Origin of the sequence: Arthrobacter sp. B1I2 (genome assembly GCF_030816485.1) — a bacterium.
Classification (GTDB): Bacteria; Actinomycetota; Actinomycetes; order Actinomycetales; family Micrococcaceae; genus Arthrobacter.
The window spans coordinates 3,114,474-3,131,500 of record NZ_JAUSYC010000001.1; the positions used below are offsets into that span (position 1 = coordinate 3,114,474).

Sequence of the window (17,027 nt, forward strand, 5' to 3'; positions counted from 1 at the left end):
CAGGCGGAAGGGAACCTGCATGGTGCTGGGCGCAGGGCGTAGACCATGTCCGCAGGCGGATGGCGGACAACGGCAAGGCCCACCAAGAAGCGGATTCCAGTCCCGCGGGGCCACGGCGACGCCTGGATCTCCGCCTTGCCCTTCCTGCAGCCCTCGTATGGGCCGCTTCTGTGGCCGGGCTCTGGCTGCCACCCGCCGGCTTGGCCGCTTTGTGCTCCGCACTGGCGGCGCTCGGCGGCGTCCTCCTGGCCCGCGCGGCGAAGGTCGGACGGGCGCGGAAGGCACGTCCCGCCGTTGGCCGCGCCACAGTGCCGCGGTCCCGCCAGGCCAGGGTGCGGAGTTTTCCCGCCGCGCTGGGCGTCTCACTGGTGCTGGCCGCCGCCGCCGCAGCCCACTCTGCAACATCGTCCAGCCAACGGTTCGATGGGCCGCTTGCCGAGGCCATCAGCGCCGGCAAGTCAGCCGTCGCCGTCGTTGAGGTGGCAGGAAACCCGCGGGCCATGGCAGGCCCCGGCGGAACGGCGGGACGCTGGTCGGTGCCTGTGTGGACGCAGGAAGTGACGACTGGCGGTGTCCTGGTGCGGACGCGGGCCCGGCTCGTCGTCATGGGCGGGCAAGGCTGGGGCGGGGTGGTGCAGGGGCAGATCCTGCGGGCAACCGGCAAGCTGCGGGTTGCGGACCCCGGAGAGCCGGAGGCGGGAACCCTGGCCGCCTCGACGGCACCGGGCAAGGCCACGGGCGGCTCGCTGCTGGAGGGGGCAGCGAGGGAGCTTCGGGGACGTTTCGTTTCGGCCGCGTCTTTCCTGTCACCCGATGCCCGGGGGCTCCTTCCGGGGATGGTCACCGGTGATACCAGTGCACTGGATGAGGGACTGAACAATGCGATGAAGGCGGTGGGGATGACCCACCTGACTGCGGTCAGCGGGGCAAACTGCAGCCTGGTGCTGGGGGCGTTGCTGCTGCTGTGCCGGCGGTTCCGGCTGCCCCGCGCTCCTGCTGCGGCCATGGCACTTGCCGGCCTGGCCTTGTTCGTTGTCCTGGTGGGACCTGACGCCAGCGTCCTGCGTGCAGCGCTGATGGGTGCCATAGGAGTTGCCTCCCTGGCGGGTGGACGCTCGGGACGCGGGCTCAGCTTCCTGTGCCTGGCTGTCATCGGGCTCCTTCTGACCGAGCCCGCCCTGGGCTCAAGTTTCGGATTCCTGCTGTCCGTTCTGGCAACACTGGGAATTATTCTCCTGGGACGGCGGATCATCGGCTGGATTCCCGCGGCCGTGCCCCGATGGACCGCTGCCGCGGTTGCGGTTCCGCTCTCCGCACAGCTGTTATGCGGGCCCGTCATAGTTCTCCTGCAGCCACAGTTTGCAACCTATTCGCTCGTGGCCAATGTCATGGCGTCGCCCCTTGTGGCTCCCGTGACCCTGCTGGGAACGGCCGCGGTGCCCCTGCTGGTGGTGCTGCCATGGGCCGCCACGGCACTGATAGCTGTGGCTGGAACGTTCAGCGCCGGCGTCGCCGCCACGGCCAGGTTCGCCGCGCAGCTGCCGGGCTCTGCTCTTCCCTGGCCGGAAGGAGTCCCCGGGCTGCTGTCCATGGTGCTGTTGTCGGCCGTGACGCTTGCAACGGTATGGGCAGCGGCCCGGCCCTTGCGGCTCCTGCGCAAGGCCCAGGCAGCGCACTCCGTCACGGTGGCTTTGATCGAGTTGCTGGAGCTGCGGCTGCAACGCTTCCGCCGTGCCGGCAGCTTGGACCCCGGACGCAGACATGGCAGGCTGGGATATTGCAATAAAACCTCCGGAAGGGACCTTCGATGGCCGCTGCGCAAAACCGAGCAACCCGCTCCCCGGCATCGAACACAGCCTCCTGGCGGGACGTAGCCCCCGCCTCGATCGTGCTGGTGAGCGGCCCGGAAGAGTACCTGGGCATCAGGGCCATGGACAGGATCCGGTCCCAGGTCAGGGCGGCCGAGCCGGACGTGGAACTGAGCCGCATCAACGCCGCCGGATATGAAGCCGGCACCCTGACCATGCAGGTGAGCCCTTCGCTGTTCGGCGAGCGCAAGCTCATTGAAGTGGAAGCCGTGGAAGGGATGAACGACGCTTTCCTTGCAGATGCCCTCAGTTACCTGCAGCACCCGGAAGAGGACGCTGTCGTCGTGCTCAGGCATGCTGGCGGGGCCCGCGGCAAGAAGCTCCTCGACGCCATCAAAAAAGCGGGCTGGCCGGTGGTCGACTGCCAGCCGTTGAAGAAGGACGCGGACAAGGTCTCGTTCGTCATGGCGGAGTTCAAGGCGGCCGGACGCCGGATCAACCAGGACGCCGTGCAGGCGCTGGTGAATGCCGTGGGTGCAGACCTGGCAGAACTCGCGGCCGCCTGCTCGCAGCTGATCGCCGACGCGGGAAGCACCGTCACCACTGAGACCGTGGACAAGTACTACGGTGGCCGGATCGAAGCCACAGCGTTCAAGGTTGCCGATGCCGCAATGGCGGGGAACGCCCCCGTGGCGTTGTCGACGCTGCGCCACGCCCTCGCCACCGGGGCTGACCCGGTACCGCTGGTGGCAGCCCTCGCAGCGAAGCTGAGGACTGTCGCGCGGGTTGCGGGCGCCTCCGGATCATCCGCACAGATCGCCGCGGAACTGGGGATGCAGCCGTGGCTGGTAGAACAGGCGCAGCGTGACGTACGGCGCTGGACCCCCGAAGGCCTGGTGCGTTCCATCCAGGCCACGGCCGAGGCCGACGCGCAGGTCAAGGGCCTGTCCAGGGATCCGGTCTACGCGGTCGAGCACGCCGTGACCGTCATCGCCATGTCCGTCCGGGGACGGTAGCCGGCACGTCCTGGTGAAGTTCGACGGCGGTGCTGCCGCGGCTCCCTGAACGTGTTGGCTTGGTGGCGGGACCGTTTAAAGGAGCGTGGCCGGCACCCGAGGGTACCGGCCACACCATCAGTTCGTGGGAACTGGAAACCTTAGAGTGCGTTGACCTTCTTGGAGATCGCCGACTTGCGGTTCGCTGCGTTGTTCTTGTGCAGAACACCCTTGCTGACAGCCTTGTCCAGCTTACGGCTGGCAGAAACGAGCGCAGTAGTAGCAGCTTCCTTGTCAGCGGACACAACGGCGGTGTTGACGGCGCGGATGGCCGTCTTCAGCTCGGACTTGACTGCGTTGTTGCGCAGGCGGGCCTTCTCGTTGGTCAGGATGCGCTTCTTCTGGGACTTGATATTCGCCACGTGTGAACTCTCTTTGTGATGCGGAAATGGTCTAGAGGGCTTTCAGGCTGGCCTTGACTGAGCGGCGTGGGGATACCTATGGCGGCCAGCCATCAGTGACCGTCGACCTGCACGGACACACAGCAATAAAGAATAGCAGGTGAGCGGCCAAACTGGCCATTTGGGGCGGTCAGGTCCAGCCGTGTCGCCGGCGCAGCCCGGCCGCCACTGTTTCGAACCGCGCCTTGTCCAGCACCGCGCCCTCCCGGCGGATGCTGTCCGGGCGGAGCTGCAGGATCCGGTCCAGCCGCACCTCGCTGGCCCTGCCCTGCTTGTCCCAGCCACCGGACCCAAGGTCCACGTATTCGCCGGACGCTGAACCGGCAGGAACCCTGTCCCTGCTGGTCAGCATCAGCCCCAGGAGGAACGGGCCGTTGTGCCCCACCAGCAGCACAGGCCGGTCCTTCCCCTGGCCGTGGTCCTCCTCATACGGGACCCAGGCCCACACCACCTCGCCCGGATCCGGGTCGCCGTCCGGCTGCGGGGCGTATCGAACGGCGGCTCGGCCGCGGTAATCACCGGGATATGCGGCGGGCCCGGCAGGAATGCCGCCGCCGGGCGCCGTGCGCTTGGCACCGGGGCGTCGGTCCCGGCCCGTGCCCGGCGGCGGCGGGGCCGCGGCGCGATTCTGCAGCATGCGCAGCCCCCGGCGGACGGCATTTCCCAGGGAGCGGAGATCGATGGCCATTCCGAAAGCCTATCGGCGGGGGTGCGCCAATGAAACGCCTATACCGCCCGGTCAGGATGCGGTGCGCGGGTCCCGGACGTGGGACACTGGATGTTCAAGATGTGCGGCTGGACCGCTGGCGCCTTCCGTGTGCCTGCCGGTGGCTGCAGAAATGCCAACAGTAAGGACCCTGCGTGTCTCCCATGGCCCGCACCGCACCGGTGCCCGCCGCGACAGATCCGGCAATTATTCGGAACTTTTGCATCATCGCGCATATCGACCACGGCAAGTCCACGCTGGCTGACCGTATGCTGCAGTCCACGGGGGTGGTCCAGGCGCGTGACATGAAGGCCCAGTACCTGGACCGGATGGACATTGAGCGCGAACGTGGCATCACCATCAAGTCCCAGGCCGTCCGCATGCCGTGGGAGGTAGACGGCGCCAGCTATGCGCTGAACATGATCGACACCCCAGGCCACGTCGACTTTACGTATGAGGTGTCCAGGTCCCTGGCCGCCTGCGAGGGTGCCGTCCTGCTGGTGGACGCAGCCCAGGGCATTGAGGCCCAGACGCTTGCAAACCTGTACCTGGCCATGGAAAACAACCTCACCATCATCCCGGTGCTGAACAAGATCGACCTGCCGGCGGCGCAGCCTGAAAAGTACGCGGCCGAGCTGGCCAGCCTGATCGGCGGCGATCCGGAAGATGTCCTGCGCGTCTCCGGTAAGACCGGCGTCGGCGTCGAGGCCCTCCTGGACAAGATTGTCCGCGACCTGCCAGCGCCGGTGGGGGACCCCAACGCGCCGGCCCGCGCCATGATCTTCGACTCGGTCTACGACACCTACCGCGGTGTGGTGACCTATGTGCGCGTGGTGGACGGCATGCTCCACCCGCGCGAGCGCATCCAGATGATGTCCACCCGGGCCTCGCACGAGCTCTTGGAAATCGGTGTCAGCTCCCCGGAACCCACACCCTCCAAGGGTCTCGGCGTCGGCGAAGTGGGCTACCTGATTACCGGTGTGAAGGACGTGCGGCAGTCCAAGGTGGGCGACACCGTCACCAACCTGGCCAAGCCGGCCGCCCAGTCGCTTCCCGGGTATGCCGACGCCAAGCCCATGGTGTTCTCCGGCCTGTATCCGCTGGATGGTGCCGATTACCCGGTACTTCGTGACGCCCTCGAAAAGCTCATGCTCAATGACGCCGCGCTGGTGTACGAACCTGAGACCTCGGCTGCGCTGGGCTTCGGCTTCCGCGTGGGCTTCCTGGGACTCCTGCACCTTGAGATCACCCGGGAACGCCTGGAGCGCGAATACAATCTCGACCTCATCTCCACCGCACCGAACGTGGAGTACGAGGTGACGCTGGAGGACAAGAAGGTGGTCCGGGTGACGAACCCCAGCGAGTATCCAACCGGCAAGATCGCCGAGGTACGTGAACCCATGGTGTCCGCCACCATCCTGGCTCCCAACGAATTCGTCGGCGCCATCATGGAACTGTGCCAGGCGCGCCGCGGCGTCCTGGGCGGCATGGACTACCTTTCGGAGGACCGGGTCGAAATCCGCTACCGCCTGCCGCTTGCCGAGATCGTGTTCGATTTCTTCGACATCCTGAAGTCGAAAACCCGGGGCTACGGCTCCCTGGACTGGAAAGCCGACGGTGAGCAGGTTGCCGACCTGGTTAAGGTCGACATCATGCTCCAGGGCGAACAGGTGGATGCCTTCAGCGCCATCACCCACAGGGACAAGGCATACGCCTATGGCGTGATGATGACAGGCAAGCTGCGCGAACTCATCCCGCGGCAGCAGTTCGAGGTGCCCATCCAGGCAGCCATCGGTTCCAGGATCATCGCCCGCGAAAGCATCCGGGCCATCCGCAAGGATGTGCTGGCCAAATGCTACGGCGGTGACATCTCGCGTAAGCGCAAGCTGCTGGAGAAGCAAAAAGAAGGCAAGAAGCGCATGAAGATGGTGGGCACTGTGGAGGTGCCGCAGGAGGCGTTTATCGCCGCCCTCACCACCGACGAATCGAAGGACAAGGCCAAGAAGAAGTGACCACCGCGCAGCGGGGGACCCGCTGATGCCCAGCGTACTTCCCCTCGGTGACCCGGCGCCGTCGGACGGTTTGCTGCCTGCCCAGGCAGTGGACGGTGCGGCGGACCGGGCGTTCGGTTTGTACGTCCATATTCCGTTTTGCGCCGTGCGCTGCGGCTACTGCGACTTCAACACCTACACCGCCACGGAACTGGGCGGCGGAGCGTCGCAGGACGCGTACGCGCAGACCGCGGTATCGGAAGTGTCCCTGGCGGCCACGGTGCTGGAACGTTCCGGTCTGCCGGCGCGTAAGCTCAGCACGGTCTTCTTTGGCGGCGGCACGCCAACTCTGCTGCCCGCGGATGACCTCGCCATGATCCTCCGCGCTGCCATCGGGCAGTGGGGCATTGAGGACGGCGCTGAGGTCACCACCGAAGCCAACCCGGATTCAGTCACCCCCGAGTCCCTGGCCGTCCTCAAAGAGGCCGGCTTCACCAGGGTCTCATTCGGCATGCAGTCCGCGGTTCCGCACGTCCTCAAGGTCCTGGACCGCACCCACACCCCCAGCCGGGTGCCGCAGGTGGTGCAGTGGGCGCGGGAAGCGGGACTGGCTGTCAGCCTGGACCTGATTTACGGGACGCCGGGGGAGTCCCTGGCGGACTGGCGCTTCTCCCTGGAAACCGCGCTCTCCTACGAGCCGGACCACATCAGTGCGTACGCGCTGATCGTTGAGGACGGCACCAAGCTGGCAGCGCAGATGCGCCGTGGCGAGGTCCCGGGAATTGACGACGACGACCACGCCGACAAGTACGAGCTCGCAGACCAGCTGATCACCGAAGCCGGACTTGGCTGGTACGAGGTCAGCAACTGGGCGCGGACTGCCGAACAGGCCTGCCGCCACAACCTCGCCTACTGGCGGGGCGACGACTGGTGGGGGATAGGACCCGGCGCCCACTCGCACATGGGCGGGGTGCGCTGGTGGAACGTCAAGCACCCGTCCGCCTACGCGAACCGGTTGATGCAGGGGCTTTCACCGGCCGCCGGCAGGGAAACCCTGGACGCGGAAACCAGGAACATGGAGCGGGTCATGCTCGAAGCGCGCCTGGAGTCGGGTCTTGAGGTGTCAACGCTTAGTGCCGGGGGACGGCACCAGGTGGCCGGGCTCATTGCGGACGGCCTGGTGGATCCTGCTGCCGCCTTCCGGGGCCGCCTGGTCCTGACCCTCAAAGGCAGGCTCCTGGCAGACGCAGTGGTCCGCCGCATCCTGCCGGACTAGCGCCGGTGGGGCGCTACTTAATCCAGCGCAGGTTGTACTGGTAGCGGTGCGGCTGGCCGCGGTTGACGTGGATCCCTGCTGCCACGGAGAAGCACGTGAGCGCCACCCAGATCAGTGTGGCAATGACCGCGAAGATGTTTCCCACGTAGGGGATGAACACCAGGATGTTGGCCAGAACGGCGGCGATGGTGGGCGGCAGGCTGAAGTTCAGCGCTTCCTTGGATTCCTGGGCGGTGAACGGCCCGCGGTCACGGAAGATCAGATAGATCAGCAGCGAGGGGATGCATCCCAGGATCCCGCCGAAGTGCGCGAGCGTCGCCCACTGGCGGTCTTCGCTGGCAGTCAGCGGCAGGGCGTTGGCGGGGACGCCATGGTACTCGGAACGGCCCTGGCCGTCCCTGTGATCACGTGCGTTTTCTGCCACAGTCTGTTCCTTCGGAGGTGCAAGTGTTGCTGACTTTGAATACCGGCGCGGTGCGCAGTGCCTGCGCTGGACAACTTCCCTGCACAGTGCACTGCAGTACCAAGAATACTGGGTTTTAGGCTGGTGCCCGCCCTCAGGGCACGGTGAGGAAATCGATGACTTCCTCAACCCTGCCCAGCAGCGACGCTTCGAGGTCCGCGTAGGTGCGCACGGCGCCCAGCAGTTTCTGCCACCCCAGCCCGATGTCCTCCTTGGTCGCGTGGGGCCAGCCGAAGGCTTTCAGGATCCCGGTCTTCCAGTCCTGCCCGCGGGGTACGGCAGGCCATCTGTCGATGCCCAGGACGGCCGGCCGGATCGCCTGCCAGACGTCCACATAGGGGTGTCCAACGATCAGGACGTTCCCGGCGGCACCCGGGGAAGCCATGACGGCGTCTGCGATGCGGGACTCCTTGGAATCAGGAACCAAGTGGTCCACCAGTACACCAAGCCGCCTGCCGGGCCCGGGCCTGAACTCCGCAACGGCCGCGGCGAGGTCGTCAATCCCGTGCAGGGGTTCAACGACGATGCCTTCCACCCGCAGGTCGTCTCCCCAGACTTTTTCCACCAGTTCGGCGTCGTGCTTGCCTTCCACCCAGATCCGGCTGGCCTTGGCCACCCGGGCGCGCTGGCCGGCCACCCGCACCGAGCCGGAAGCCGTCCTGCCGGCCGCCGCACCGGCAGCAGACCGTGGCGCGGGGGGCATCAGCCGGATGGGCCGGCCGTCAAGGAGGAAGCCGAACCCAAGCCGGAAGGAACGGGACTTTCCCCGTCGGTCCTCAAGGGCCACCACATGCATGCCGCCGGATTTCTCTACCCGGGTGACGGCACCCACCCAGCCGGACTGCACTTCCTCGAGCACCATGCCGCGCTCCACAGGGACCTCCGGCAGTTCCGTCCGCGCGGGAGCGGATATGCCGCGTGGGCCCCAGTTCTGGTAATCCATGGAATCGATCCGCCTAGCGCTAGCTCCTCAGCCCCGGAATTTCGCCCGGAGCGGTACCAATGCTAACAACGGGCCAAGGCATAATAGACTGTTAGCACTTAGGCATGTCGAGTGCTAACCCTGGGTTGCATCGGGCGGGGCATGCGCCCCGAACCATGGATGGAGGTGGAGAGTGAGCGAGCCACGCAAGCTGGAAGTACTGCGGGCCATCGTTGAGGACTACGTCCACTCCCGCGAGCCGGTCGGGTCGAAGGCCCTGGTGGAGCGGCATCACCTTGGGGTTTCCAGCGCCACCATCCGCAACGACATGGCCGCCCTGGAGGATGAGGGACTGATCACCGCCCCGCATACCAGTGCCGGCCGGATTCCCACGGACAAGGGCTACCGGCTTTTTGTCGACCAGATCTCGGCCGTCAAGCCCCTGTCGGCGGCCGAGCGCCGCGCCATCCAGTCCCTGCTCGAAGGCGCGGACGACCTCGACGACGTGCTGGAGCGCACCGTCCGGCTGCTCTCGCAGCTGACCAACCAGGTGGCCGTGGTCCAGTACCCGCATTTGAGCAGGGCGCTTGTCCGCCACATCGAATTCGTCCTGTTGGCCCCCCGCAAGGTCCTCGTGGTCCTGATCGCGAACAGCGGCAAGGTGGAGCAGCGGGTGTTCGACGTCGGGCAGGACCTAGGCGACGACGCCCTGGCTGAACTGCGCACCCGGTTCCTGGGTTCACTGGGGGGAACGCCGCTGAGCCAGTTGGCCCAGGCGCTTCCCGCCGTCGTGGCCGCAACGCCCCACCCGCAGCGGCAAGCGGCGCACGCGCTGGCGGTCGGACTGGAGGGCTTGGCGCAGAACAGCCGGGAAGACAGGATGGTCATGGCCGGGACCGCAAACCTCGCCAGGTCCAACGTGGACTTTCCGCTCAGTATCGGCCCGGTGCTGGAGGCGCTTGAGGAGCAGGTGGTGATGCTGCGGCTGCTAAGCGAAATGGCCCAGGACCCCCGCGGCGTCGCTGTCAGCATCGGAAGGGAGAACCCGTACGACGGCCTTGCCGAGGCCTCCGTGGTGGCCACCGGTTACGGTCCGGGCAGCGCCGCGAAAGTAGGGATTCTCGGGCCCACCCGGATGGACTATCCCACCACCATGGCCGCCGTCAGGGCCGTGGCCCGTTACCTTTCCAGGATTTTGGGGCCCTGACTCTTCGCCGCCGGAGTTTGTTCCGGCCGGGAAACAAGAGCTGGGCCGCCCAACTGAACGCAGTACAACAAGGAAGAGACACGAACTTTGAGCAGCCACTATGACGTCCTTGGAGTCTCACCCGAAGCTACGGGCGAAGAGATCAAAAAGGCCTACCGCAAACTGGCCCGCACCCTGCACCCGGACGTAAATCCCGGTGCGGACGCCTCAGAACGCTTCAAGGCAGTAACTCACGCCTACGAGGTACTTTCCGATCCCCAAAAACGCCGGATCTATGACACCACCGGCAATGAGAACGGCACCGACAACGGCTTCGGCGGAGCAGGCTACGCGGGCCAGGGGTTTGCGTTCCAGGACATCTTCGACACTTTCTTCGGAGCCGGCGGCACGTCCGGTCCCGCTTCCCGCGTACGCCGCGGCCAGGATGCACTCATCAGCGTCCGGATCGACCTCCGGGATGCCGTGTTCGGCGTGAACAAGAAACTCGAAGTGGACACCGCGGTCGTCTGCCCCACCTGTGACGGATCCTGCTGCCGCCCCGGCACCCACCCCGAACGCTGCGACATCTGCGGCGGCAGCGGCCAGGTCCAGCGCGCTGTGCGCTCCATCCTCGGCCAGGTCATGACGGCAGCCCCCTGCGGCACCTGCGAAGGTTTCGGCACGGTCATCAAGGATCCCTGCAACGAATGCAGCGGCCAGGGCCGCATCCGCAGCCGCCGTTCGCTGACCATCAAGGTTCCCGCCGGTGTTGCCACCGGAACCCGGATCCAGCTCTCCGGACAGGGCGAAGCCGGCCCCGCGGGCGGTCCGGCCGGTGACCTGTACGTGGAAATCCGCGTCAACAACGACGCCACCTACGTGCGGGAAGGCGATGACCTGCACGCCACCCTGCACATCCCCATGACGGCGGCTGCCCTGGGCACGGATGTCAGCCTGGAAACCTTCGACGGCACCCAGGAGATCGACGTCAAGCCCGGAACCCAGTCCGGGGAAATTATCACCTTGCGCGGACTCGGTGTCACCCACCTCAGGGGATACGGCCGCGGTGACCTGAAGGTCCATCTCCAGGTGGATACTCCGGCCAGGCTGGACCCGGCCCAGGAGGACCTCCTGCGCGAACTCGCCAAGCTCCGCGGTGAACAAATCACCGAGGGCAGGCTCGCTGCCAGCGGCGGCATGTTCGCCAAGCTCCGGGACCGGCTCGGTAACCTGTAGCGGTGAGCAACCCCGTCTTCTTCACATCCCCCGGTTCGCTGGGTGGCGTGGCTGCCGGCCAGCTCTTTGTCCTCGAAGGGGCGGAGGCGAGGCATGCGGTCACCGTCAAGCGGCTTTCTCCCGGTGAGGCGGTGGACATTGTCGACGGCGCCGGCACCCGCATGACAGGAAAGGTGGTCTCCGCTGCCCCTTCCGGTCTCGAGGTGGAGTGCGGGAGCCTGACGGTGGAAGACAGGCCGGACGTGCGGCTGGTGCTGGTGCAGGCCCTGGCCAAGGGCGACCGCGACGAGCTGGCCATTGAAACAGCCACCGAACTGGGCATCGATGCTGTCATACCCTGGCAGTCCGAACGGTCCATCGTCCGCTGGAAGGGCGACCGGGCCGCCCGGGCACACGCCAAGTGGGAATCTTCCGTCGCCGCAGCCGCCAAACAGGCGCGGCGGGCCTGGATTCCCGAGGTGCGTCCTGCTGTCGAGACGGCGGGGCTGTCCGCTGCTGTCGAGGCGGCGGACCTTGCTGTCGTCCTGCATGAAGACGCCGTGCGTCCGCTGCGCACTGTCCTTGAAGGATGGCAGGGGAACGCCGGCACCGGGCCCCGTGAGATCCTGCTGATCGTCGGCCCGGAGGGCGGCATCAGTCCGCGCGAGGTAACCAAACTCTGTGATAAAGGCGCCGTGACCGCGCTGTTGGGCCGCCATGTCCTGCGGTCCTCCACGGCCGGGCCGGCCGCCGTCGTGCTTTCCAGCGACGTCCTTGGCCGCTGGGAGCCTAGCGGACCTTAAAAGACCTGGTGTCCTCGTTCCGGTCCGGCTCCCCTCCGGAACCGGCCTGCGCCACCCGCAGCTCGTAGTCGCCCGGCGGCAGGTTAAGGGCCAGGGTGAAGACGCCGGCCTGCCCCTGCTCAGTGCCTGCCGTGGCTTCACCGGACAGGAAGGGAGCTTTGCTGCCGCTGCTTGGAGCCTGCAGGATCTGCCAGCGAAGTTTTGCCCCCGGGGACGTGCTGCGGCCGGTGATCTTCACGCTGCCGCCGGGCACCTCGGCGTTCTCCTGCGGATCAATGATCCAGACCGGCGCCACCAGGCCGGCAGCACGGGTCATCAGCACGCCCAGCTGGACCTTCCCAAACGCGACATAGTCCGTGTGGCCGTCCACGAGGAGCCGGACCCGGATCTGCTGGCCGGTGTCGATCAGGCCCGAGCTGGCGGCAGCAGCGGTTGCCGTATAGATCAGCTGCTGGATGGCACGGGCGGCCATGTCGGCGTCCAGGTTGCTGTTGAAAGCGTCAGCTGAGACGTCCACGGTGATGACATCCTTGCCCGAAATGGAGGTGGCAAGCTTGTCCGGGTTCTGCCAGGGCGTGAAGAAGTCCGGGTCCAGCGGCTTCTCCGACATCATGGCGCGCAGGGCACGGGTGACCGGGTTCTCCTGCTCCGGGACGTCGCGGAATTCCCGGTAAAGGAAAATGTTCCCGCCGCTGCGGCCGATCCAGTAAACCGGCGCCTTGTTGGAGGACTGCGTGGTTTCCAGCGGGGCGCTGGTGGAGGGCGCGTCAGGCATGGTGCCGCCCGTGGCCGGGACGGAGGCGATAGTGCCGGAGGGCGATGGACCGCCCTCGGCCGTACAGCCCGCCAGGACCGGAACCAGCACCAGGATCCCCGCCAGGACGGCGGGGCGCAAGGGCCCCATCGATCGTCCTGCCCTTTTGGGCACAGAGGTTTCCGGCACTGTCCTGCCCTGGTCCTTTCCTGGCGTGGCGGGCCGATCCCCCTGGCGGCCTGGCGTTCCAGCAGATGCTGGATTTCCAGCATTGCACAGGGGCGCAGCGCACCCGGCCTCTCTTTGCCTCCTCCGGGGCAACTGCAACGGGAACGATATGAGGCTGATATGAAGTTGATACCTAAGGGCACGCCAACACCCCCACGGCGGCGACTTGCCACGGCGGCCCGGTATCCGGCCGGGCCCCGTGCTGGCGTAAGATAAAGGGATCGCTGGGGCAAGGAGCACCGTCCAACGGGCGCCGGCATCAGCCAAAGCAAACAAGTGATGTCGATCTTCGAGGGGACCACAGGCCTGCGGGCCAGCACCATGACTGAATCAGCAAATGGTAAGCGCCGGCTCAACACGGGCGAAGGCAGCCCGGGGGAATTCCCGCACTCCCTGCCCGGCACCCGGACCGAAGTAGTCCTCTTTGAGAACACCGACCAGATGGTTCAGTCACTCGGCAGCCATGATGAGGCGCTGCGGTTCATCGAAGAGCAGTTCCCGGACGTCAACTTCCACGCCCGCGGCAATGAACTCTCCATCATCGGCCCCTCCGGTGACGTCCCCCGGATCATGCGGCTCCTCCAGGAGGTCCGCGGCCTGGTGGCCCGCGGCACCGTCATCACGCCTGCTGTGCTGCAGCAGCTGGTGTCCCTCCTGCGCACCCAGTCATTGCAGAACCCAGTGGATGTGCTCACCCACGACATCCTCTCCAGCCGCGGCAGGACCATCCGGCCCAAAACGCTGAACCAGAAGAACTATGTCGACGCGATTGACGCCAACACGGTGATCTTCGGCATCGGCCCCGCCGGCACCGGCAAAACGTATTTGGCCATGGCAAAAGCCGTGCAGGCGCTGCAGCAAAAAGAGGTCAGCCGGATCATCCTGACCCGTCCCGCCGTGGAGGCGGGGGAGCGGCTTGGGTTCCTGCCCGGCACGCTCAGCGACAAGATCGACCCCTACCTTCGGCCGCTGTACGACGCCCTGCACGACATGATGGACCCCGAGTCCATCCCGCGGCTCATGGCGGCCGGCACCATCGAAGTGGCACCCCTGGCCTACATGCGCGGCCGGACCCTCAACGACGCCTTCATCATCCTCGACGAGGCGCAGAACACCACGCCGGAGCAGATGAAAATGTTCCTCACCCGGCTTGGTTTCGGATCGAAGATGGTGGTTACCGGAGACGTCACCCAGGTGGACCTGCCCTTTGGGACGCGCTCCGGGCTGCGGATCGTGGAGGAAATCCTTCAGGGAATCGAAGGCGTGAACTTCTCTGTCCTGGACGCCGCCGACGTGGTGCGGCACCGGCTGGTGGGGGACATCGTCAACGCATACAGCATCTGGGATGAAGTCCAGCGGAACCGGGTCAAGCACTCAGCAAACCGGGAAAAACGGGGGGAACACGCGTGAGCATCGAGGTGAACAACGAGTCCGGAATCCAGGTGGAGGAGTCCGGGCTTGTTGCCCTGTCGCGGTACATCTTTGAGCAGCTTTACATTCATCCGCAGGCCGAACTGTCCATCCTCCTGGTGGATGAGCCGGCCATGGAGAAGCTGCACATCGAACTGATGGATGAACCGGGTGCCACGGATGTGCTCTCGGTCCCCATGGACGAACTGACTCCCGGAACCCCGGACCGGCCTACCCCCCAGGGCATGCTCGGCGATATCGCCATCTGCCCCCAGGTGGCAAAGGTCCAGGCCAGGAACGCCGGCCACTCGCTCCAGGACGAGATGCTGCTGCTGACCACGCACGGCATCCTGCACCTGCTGGGCTACGACCATGCCGAACCCGAGGAGAAGGCGGAGATGTTCGGGCTCCAGCGCGAACTCCTGTCCGGCTTCACCGGCAAAGAAGCACCTGCCGAGACAACCCAGTGACGCAACTGCTCCTGGTCGCGGTGGCATTGGTTTTCCTTGCCGTCGCGGCTCTGCTGACAGCGGCCGAGGCCGCCTTCAGTTTCCTTCCCCGGCACGACGCCGAAGAGGCGCTGCAGAAGAGCCGCGGCACCGCCATGCGCCGCATCCTTGCCGAACCCGTGGCCCACACCCGGGCGCTGCGCTTCTGGCGTGTCTGGTTCGAGATGGCTTCCGCAGTGGCGGTCGCCGTCCTGGTCGCAAGCCTGCTGGACAACGTCTGGCTCGCCGGGCTGGTAGCCACGGGAATCATGGCCCTTCTGGGGTTTGTGATTGTGGGTGTCTCGCCCCGCCAGCTCGGCCGGCTGCATTCCACTGCCGTGGTCCGCTTCACCGCACCGATGGTCCGGTTCCTCACCAGTGTGCTGGGACCGGTTCCCGGCTGGCTGGTGGCGCTGGGAAGTTCGGCGGCTCCCGGAGCGCCCAGCGGTGATGACGCATTCTTCAGTGAACAGGAGTTCCGGGAACTCCTGGACCGGGCCAGCGAGTCCGACATGATCGAGGACACCGAAGCGGAGATGATCCAGTCGGTATTCGACTTCGGTGACACCCTGGTGCGGGCCGTCATGGTGCCCAGGACAGACATCGTCAGCATTGACGCCGGCTCGAGCCTGCACCAGGCCATGTCCCTGTTCCTGCGCTCGGGATACTCCCGGATCCCGGTCATCAATGAGAACACCGACCACATCCTTGGCATCGTCTACCTCAAGGACATTGCCGCGGTAATCCACCAACTGCGTGCGGACCAGGAGCCGCCGCTGGTGGAGTCGCTGGCCCGCGAGGTGCGCTACGTGCCGGAGTCCAAACCCGTCAGCGACCTCCTGCGCGAACTTCAAAAGGAATCCACGCACGTGGCCATCGTGATTGACGAGTACGGCGGCACGGCTGGGCTGGTCACCCTCGAAGACCTGATCGAGGAGATCGTGGGCGAGATCGTCGACGAATACGACACCGAGAGTGCGGAAGCGGTGGCGCTGGGTGACGGTTCGTACCGCGTCAGCGCCCGGATGGGCATCGACGATCTCGGCGAGCTCTTCGACCTTGAGATCGACGACGACGAGGTGGACACCGTGGGTGGCCTCCTGGCCAAGGCACTTGGCCGCGTCCCCATCGTGGGCAGCAGCGTGGAAGTGCAGGGCGTGTTGCTGCGGGCGGAGCGGCTGGAAGGCCGGCGGAACCGCGTCAGCCACATCATTGCGGCGCCCGTACCAAGAGTAGAGACTGACCTTGAGAGCCTCCTGGAAGAGGCCGAAGCAACCCAGCAGGGAGTTCCACGTGAGCAAGAAAAGTAAGGCTGCGGCTACGGACGACTTCGGCGGCTTCCGCGCCGGGTTCTCGGTCCTGGTGGGCAGGCCCAACGCAGGCAAGTCAACCCTGACCAATGCGTTGGTGGGCAAGAAAGTGGCCATCACCTCCGCCAAGCCGCAGACCACGCGGCACACCATCCGGGGCATCGTGCACCGCGAGGACGCCCAGTTGATCCTGGTGGATACGCCCGGCCTGCACCGTCCCCGCACCCTCCTCGGCAAACGCCTGAACGACCTCGTGGCCGACACCCTCGCCGAGGTGGACGCCATCGGTTTCTGCCTGCCGGCCAATGAGAAGATCGGTCCGGGCGACAAGTTCATCGCCGCCCAGCTTGCCGCCGTCGGCCGCATACCGGTGATCGCCATCGTTACCAAGGCGGACCTCGTGGACAGGCAGGCGCTGACCGAACAGCTCCTCGCCGTGGCCGCCCTGGGCCGCGAGGTGCTGGGGGAGGACGGCTGGAAGGATATCGTCCCGGTATCGGCCGCTGACGGTTTCCAGGTGGAAACAGTCGCTGACGTGCTGATCAGCCACATGCCGCCGTCGCCTCCCCTGTACCCGGACGGAGAACTGACGGATGAGCCCGAAGCTGTCATGGTGGCTGAACTGATCCGTGAGGCAGCCCTTGAAGGGGTCCGGGACGAGCTTCCGCATTCCCTTGCCGTAGTGGTCGAGGAAATCGTTCCCCGGGAGGACCGGCCGGAAGACAATCCCCTGCTGGACGTACGCGTCAACCTCTACGTCGAGCGGCCGTCCCAGAAAGCCATCATCATCGGCAAGGGAGGCAGCCGCCTGCGTGAAGTGGGGACCAATGCCCGCAAAGGCATCGAGGCCCTCCTCGGCACGCGTGTCTACCTGGACCTTCACGTCAAGGTGGCCAAGGACTGGCAGCGCGACCCGAAGCAGCTGGTCAAACTGGGTTTCTGATCCACGGAAAGGACGTTCGCAGGAGCCTGGCAGGCAGGTTTTCCAGACTGGACCACTAAGATGGACCG

Annotated in this window: 16 protein-coding genes; 11 read left to right on the forward strand and 5 right to left on the reverse strand. The window is 66.1% G+C overall.

All coding sequences use genetic code 11. From position 1 onward, the window contains the following. Window positions 1-59: 59 nt before the first annotated feature. Both QFZ57_RS14525 and holA read left to right on the forward strand, forming a co-directional pair. Entirely contained in the window at window positions 60-1,874 is a 1,815-nt protein-coding gene (locus tag QFZ57_RS14525; RefSeq protein ID WP_306900719.1) for a ComEC/Rec2 family competence protein, read from the forward strand. Beyond that, window positions 1,808-2,824, forward strand: a complete 1,017-nt coding sequence (gene holA / locus QFZ57_RS14530; RefSeq protein ID WP_306900720.1) for a DNA polymerase III subunit delta — start codon at window positions 1,808-1,810, stop codon at window positions 2,822-2,824. The genes QFZ57_RS14525 and holA overlap by 67 nt, the downstream gene beginning before the upstream one ends. A gap of 140 nt (window positions 2,825-2,964) precedes the next feature. On the opposite strand, the gene rpsT is transcribed toward holA, so the two are convergent. Together rpsT and QFZ57_RS14540 are read right to left on the reverse strand one after the other, a co-directional pair. Next, on the reverse strand, window positions 2,965-3,225 hold the full coding sequence (rpsT, locus tag QFZ57_RS14535) for a 30S ribosomal protein S20 (protein ID WP_306631064.1): 261 nt from the start codon (window positions 3,223-3,225) through the stop codon (window positions 2,965-2,967). 169 nt (window positions 3,226-3,394) lie between these two features. Then, window positions 3,395-3,952 (reverse strand): type II toxin-antitoxin system PemK/MazF family toxin, encoded by a 558-nt coding sequence (locus QFZ57_RS14540; protein WP_306900721.1) that lies wholly within the window; start codon window positions 3,950-3,952, stop codon window positions 3,395-3,397. Between the two features lie 173 nt (window positions 3,953-4,125). Here QFZ57_RS14540 and lepA point away from each other — a divergent pair, with 173 nt between their 5' ends. Then, window positions 4,126-5,982, forward strand: a complete 1,857-nt coding sequence (lepA, locus tag QFZ57_RS14545; RefSeq protein ID WP_306900722.1) for a translation elongation factor 4 — start codon at window positions 4,126-4,128, stop codon at window positions 5,980-5,982. Window positions 5,983-6,007: 25 nt separating this feature from the next. Then, a complete protein-coding gene (gene hemW, locus QFZ57_RS14550) occupies window positions 6,008-7,237 on the forward strand; it encodes a radical SAM family heme chaperone HemW (RefSeq protein WP_306900723.1) in 1,230 nt (409 codons plus the stop codon). Between the two features lie 13 nt (window positions 7,238-7,250). On the opposite strand, the gene QFZ57_RS14555 is transcribed toward hemW, so the two are convergent. Both QFZ57_RS14555 and QFZ57_RS14560 read right to left on the reverse strand, forming a co-directional pair. After that, window positions 7,251-7,661, reverse strand: coding sequence for a DUF4870 domain-containing protein (locus QFZ57_RS14555; RefSeq protein ID WP_056336732.1), 411 nt, complete (start codon window positions 7,659-7,661; stop codon window positions 7,251-7,253). Between the two features lie 133 nt (window positions 7,662-7,794). Continuing rightward, a complete protein-coding gene (locus tag QFZ57_RS14560) occupies window positions 7,795-8,643 on the reverse strand; it encodes a DUF3097 family protein (RefSeq protein WP_306900724.1) in 849 nt (282 codons plus the stop codon). Between the two features lie 172 nt (window positions 8,644-8,815). Between QFZ57_RS14560 and hrcA the strand changes: the two genes are divergently transcribed. The 3 genes from hrcA (at window position 8,816) to QFZ57_RS14575 (ending at window position 11,826) form a co-directional block, all read left to right on the forward strand. Then, complete coding sequence (gene hrcA, locus QFZ57_RS14565) at window positions 8,816-9,829, forward strand: heat-inducible transcriptional repressor HrcA (RefSeq protein WP_306631069.1); 1,014 nt, start codon at window positions 8,816-8,818, stop codon at window positions 9,827-9,829. Window positions 9,830-9,916: 87 nt separating this feature from the next. Continuing rightward, window positions 9,917-11,044: a molecular chaperone DnaJ gene (dnaJ, locus tag QFZ57_RS14570; protein WP_306631070.1), complete on the forward strand. Its 1,128-nt coding sequence runs from the start codon at window positions 9,917-9,919 to the stop codon at window positions 11,042-11,044. Window positions 11,045-11,046: 2 nt separating this feature from the next. Then, window positions 11,047-11,826: a 16S rRNA (uracil(1498)-N(3))-methyltransferase gene (locus QFZ57_RS14575; RefSeq protein ID WP_306900725.1), complete on the forward strand. Its 780-nt coding sequence runs from the start codon at window positions 11,047-11,049 to the stop codon at window positions 11,824-11,826. Here the strand turns inward: QFZ57_RS14575 and QFZ57_RS14580 are convergent. Continuing rightward, window positions 11,813-12,730: a GerMN domain-containing protein gene (locus QFZ57_RS14580; RefSeq protein ID WP_306631072.1), complete on the reverse strand. Its 918-nt coding sequence runs from the start codon at window positions 12,728-12,730 to the stop codon at window positions 11,813-11,815. The genes QFZ57_RS14575 and QFZ57_RS14580 overlap by 14 nt on opposite strands. 399 nt (window positions 12,731-13,129) lie before the next feature. Between QFZ57_RS14580 and QFZ57_RS14585 the strand changes: the two genes are divergently transcribed. The 4 genes from QFZ57_RS14585 to era are packed head-to-tail and all read left to right on the forward strand — an operon-like array spanning window position 13,130 to window position 16,959. Further along, a complete protein-coding gene (locus tag QFZ57_RS14585; RefSeq protein ID WP_306631073.1) occupies window positions 13,130-14,218 on the forward strand; it encodes a PhoH family protein in 1,089 nt (362 codons plus the stop codon). Continuing rightward, on the forward strand, window positions 14,215-14,688 hold the full coding sequence (gene ybeY, locus QFZ57_RS14590; protein ID WP_306631074.1) for an rRNA maturation RNase YbeY: 474 nt from the start codon (window positions 14,215-14,217) through the stop codon (window positions 14,686-14,688). Before QFZ57_RS14585 ends, ybeY begins: the two co-directional genes overlap by 4 nt. Continuing rightward, window positions 14,685-16,016 carry a hemolysin family protein gene (locus QFZ57_RS14595; RefSeq protein ID WP_306631075.1) on the forward strand — a complete coding sequence of 444 codons (1,332 nt, stop codon included), beginning with the start codon at window positions 14,685-14,687 and terminating at the stop codon, window positions 16,014-16,016. The genes ybeY and QFZ57_RS14595 overlap by 4 nt, the downstream gene beginning before the upstream one ends. Continuing rightward, window positions 16,000-16,959, forward strand: coding sequence for a GTPase Era (gene era, locus QFZ57_RS14600; protein WP_306631076.1), 960 nt, complete (start codon window positions 16,000-16,002; stop codon window positions 16,957-16,959). Before QFZ57_RS14595 ends, era begins: the two co-directional genes overlap by 17 nt. The last annotated feature ends 68 nt before the right edge of the window (window positions 16,960-17,027 follow it).

Bases quoted from the DNA above. Each gene is read 5' to 3' on its own strand.
- QFZ57_RS14525 (WP_306900719.1), top strand. From the start codon at position 60: ATGGCGGACAACGGCAAGGCCCACCAAGAAGCGGATTCCAGTCCCGCG.
- holA (WP_306900720.1), top strand. From the start codon at position 1,808: ATGGCCGCTGCGCAAAACCGAGCAACCCGCTCCCCGGCATCGAACACA.
- QFZ57_RS14540 (WP_306900721.1), bottom strand. From the start codon at position 3,952: ATGGCCATCGATCTCCGCTCCCTGGGAAATGCCGTCCGCCGGGGGCTG.
- hemW (WP_306900723.1), top strand. From the start codon at position 6,008: ATGCCCAGCGTACTTCCCCTCGGTGACCCGGCGCCGTCGGACGGTTTG.
- QFZ57_RS14560 (WP_306900724.1), bottom strand. From the start codon at position 8,643: ATGGATTACCAGAACTGGGGCCCACGCGGCATATCCGCTCCCGCGCGG.
- QFZ57_RS14580 (WP_306631072.1), bottom strand. From the start codon at position 12,730: ATGGGGCCCTTGCGCCCCGCCGTCCTGGCGGGGATCCTGGTGCTGGTT.
- QFZ57_RS14585 (WP_306631073.1), top strand. From the start codon at position 13,130: ATGACTGAATCAGCAAATGGTAAGCGCCGGCTCAACACGGGCGAAGGC.